At 41.3% G+C, this 3,326-nt stretch carries 3 protein-coding genes; all 3 read left to right on the top strand.

The features are described from left to right. The first annotated feature begins 241 nt into the window (after window positions 1-241). Window positions 242-637 carry a DUF302 domain-containing protein gene (locus ENL20_08165; protein HHE38531.1) on the top strand — a complete coding sequence of 132 codons (396 nt, stop codon included), beginning with the start codon at window positions 242-244 and terminating at the stop codon, window positions 635-637. A gap of 189 nt (window positions 638-826) precedes the next feature. Further along, window positions 827-1,180, top strand: a complete 354-nt coding sequence (locus tag ENL20_08170) for a cation:proton antiporter (GenBank protein HHE38532.1) — start codon at window positions 827-829, stop codon at window positions 1,178-1,180. Window positions 1,181-1,386: 206 nt separating this feature from the next. Beyond that, window positions 1,387-3,326, top strand: a 1,940-nt coding sequence (locus ENL20_08175) for a proton-conducting membrane transporter (GenBank protein ID HHE38533.1), incomplete at its 3' end; no start/stop codon positions are given.

Below are 3,326 nucleotides of genomic sequence, written 5' to 3' on the forward strand. Positions count from 1 at the left end.
ACTCATTCCAATGCTCCGGCGTTGGAATGAAAAATCTGACGCTCCTGCGTCAAATACTTTTGAAATAACGCAGAGTGTTCAATGAATGTGTTCCCACGCAGGAGCGTAGGAACAAGTAAGCATATTTTCAAAAAAATAAAGGAGAAAAATAATCATGAAAAAATATATATTAGTAGGGATAATCGGTTTTATAATCGGTATTGTGATAACCGGAGCAGCGATGTATAATATGGCTCCCGGAATGATGTTGTTAGAAGATGAAAGTAAATTTGGTTTTGAGGAAACTGTCACCCAATTGGAAGCATCGATCGAAGCAAATGATTGGAAACTTCCTGCAGTTCACGACCTGCAGAAATCTATGAAGAAGTTCGGGATCGAGGTCAATCCTGTAAAAGTATTTGAATTGTGCCATCCTGATCACGCCGGAAAAATATTGAAAGAAGGAGATGAACGAATCGTTTCCACTTTGATGCCGTGCCGGGTTGCGATCTATGAAAAACCTGATGGAAAAACCTATATTTCCCGAATGAACTCCAGATTAATGGCAAAACCGATGGGTGGGATAATCTCGGAAGTAATGACTGATGCAGCCAGCGAAAATGAAAATATCCTGGATGCAATCATAAAAACAAAGTAACTTTCCTACTCGTTCCAACGCTCCTGCGTTGGAATGAAGATTCTGACGCTCCTGTGTTAAATGTTACGGTAGAAATGATGCAGAAATGTGTTCCCACGCAGGAGCGTGGGAACAAGCAAATGTTATGGAATAATCAATAACCCATACCTTCAGGTGTGGGAATCAAACGACAAAAAAAAGGAGCAGTAAATGACACTGATAACGATCCTGGGATTTATACTCATCATCATCGGTTTATGGGGAATGCTAACGCAAAAAAACATCATCAAAATGATCATCGGTTTTTCCATCATAGACACGGGAATCCATTTATTGATCGTTTCCATTGGATATATCAAAGGAAGAACTGCTCCCATCCTCGATGCTGCGGTCACAAAAGCGGAAGCAGTCGATAAAGTCGTCGATCCCATCCCTTCTGCCCTGGTTCTGACAGCGATCGTGATCGGTCTGGCAGTTACTGCCCTGATGCTCGTTTATGCGGTTCAAATGTATAAGCAGAAGAAATCGTTGAATATCGATGATTATATTGATTTGAAACATTAGAAATGAAATCATATTTAGAAAAACTTTATCTTAATAAATTTGAAGTTGATTCTTACTGGGAAATCCTTATTATGAAAAAAAATGATTCTTTCGCGGCTCGTGAATCCATATTCCGCCGAGAATTTGCTCATTCACGTTTTCGAGATTTAATTGTTCCCAATCCCTGATTGGGAACGATGATTGAAATGGACTATAACGGAGAATAAATGATAAGTCCTATCTACATATTTGTAATTGCTTTGAGTTCGGCTTTTTTATTAGACCTGTTCAACAGGATCAATAAGAATTTTACGCTTGGTGTTTTCCTTTTATCATTATTTGGAATGACAGCGATTTCCGGTTCCTGGCTTGTTCACATCATCTATGGCGGAGATGTGATCGATATTTTCACCGCCGGATTCATCCCGCCATTTTCCATAAACCTTCGTTTCGGATTGGAAGAATCTTTTCTGGTTTTTCTCTCCAATTTGATAGGATTACTGGGCGGTTTATATCTTATCAGAAGATTCAAGGAAACCAGAACTTATGCGATGATGCTCTATTTGATGCTCATCATGGGGATCAGCGGTTTGATCATGACCCGCGATATGTTCAATATCTTTGTCTTTTTGGAAATTACTTCCATCGCCACCTATTCCCTGATCGCATTGAACAGGAACAGCCGATCTCTTTCCGCAGGATTCAAATACATCATTGCCGGTGCAATCGCCTCTTCCCTCTTTCTGATTGGAACGATCTACATTTATCACCTGACCGGCACGCTGAATATCGATATCATGATCCAAACCAAAAGTATGATCGCGGGACAGATCGGTTTTGTCGCTCTCTTCATCCTCTTATCCGCTATTTTGATCGAACTCAAACCGTTTCCTGCCAATGGTTGGGCTTTGGATGTTTACCAGGCATCGGATCCGGGAATTGCTTCCATCATCGCAGCCGCCAATTCCGGAGCGATCTTCTTTGTTCTCAATAAATTGCTTCCCTTATTCGATGCCCGACTTTTATCATTGATTTCAGGATTAGGGATCATCACCTTCATCTTCTCCAACCTGATGGGATTAAAACAGACAAATGCCAAACGATTATTAGGATATTCATCCATCGGTCAGATGGGATTGCTGACTGCTGTTCTAGTCCTGATCAGGAATTTCAGCGATTCCTATTCCGAAACCAGTTCGCTCGTGATCATTGTCGGCGGCTTATTCATCAGTCATTTCTTTGCCAAAGCCGGACTTTTCTGGCTCGCCGGAATAGTTAAACGAGACAAGATCAAAGACTGGTCAATACTTGCATCCAGACCGGTTCCGGTTTTTATTTTCGGAGGTTTTATCTTTGCTCTACTCGGTTTCCCGCCTTTCCCGGGATTCTGGGCAAAATGGGAATTGATCATGCAACTCGCTTCCAATAATATGAGCATCTGGATCTGGCTAATCTTATTTGGAACAATGTTGGAAGCAGTATATTTGTTGCGCTGGTTCGGTTTTGTTGTCAAAGGAAATGAAAACGAAAAGAATGAATATGTTCCTGATATAATACGATTTGTGCCCATAATCCTGTCCCTGTTTTCCCTGCTTTTCTACAGCCTGATCTATGCCAAGATCATGGATTTTTATTACTTATTTCCCTTACTTCCGGCTGCTGTTCTTTTCCTTTTGGACTGGCTTCCTGCAAAATTCAAAGGAATTATCTCCATCGCTACTCTTGGAACTTTCCTATATTTCCTGATCCCGCAAGTATCGGGAATTTACCTGATCTTTGCCATGATTTTTATTCTTGCCGGAATCATCTCCATTATTGGAACAATGAATGTCGAAGGTCGGAGAAAAGGATTCTACCCGTTTCTATTGATGATGTTCATTGCTCTCGGGAAATTACTCGTGGCGGAAACTACCTTGCAGTTTTTCTTTGCGTGGGAGATTATGACCATCAGTTCTTATTTGTTGATCATCAGAGGGAAGAACGCTCAAAAAGCCGCTTTGAATTATATCCTGTTCTCAACTGCCGGTGCCTTCCTGATCTTGATCGGATTTGCTCTCGGATTTAAAGAAACCGGAGATCCGCTTCTCATGTCCCTGTTGATGTCGGTTAAATATTCTCCCGCAATGTTCATCCTGTTCACCCTCGGTTTCCTGGTTAAAACCGGTTC

Source organism: Candidatus Cloacimonadota bacterium (assembly GCA_011372345.1).
GTDB lineage: Bacteria > Cloacimonadota > Cloacimonadia > Cloacimonadales > TCS61 > DRTC01.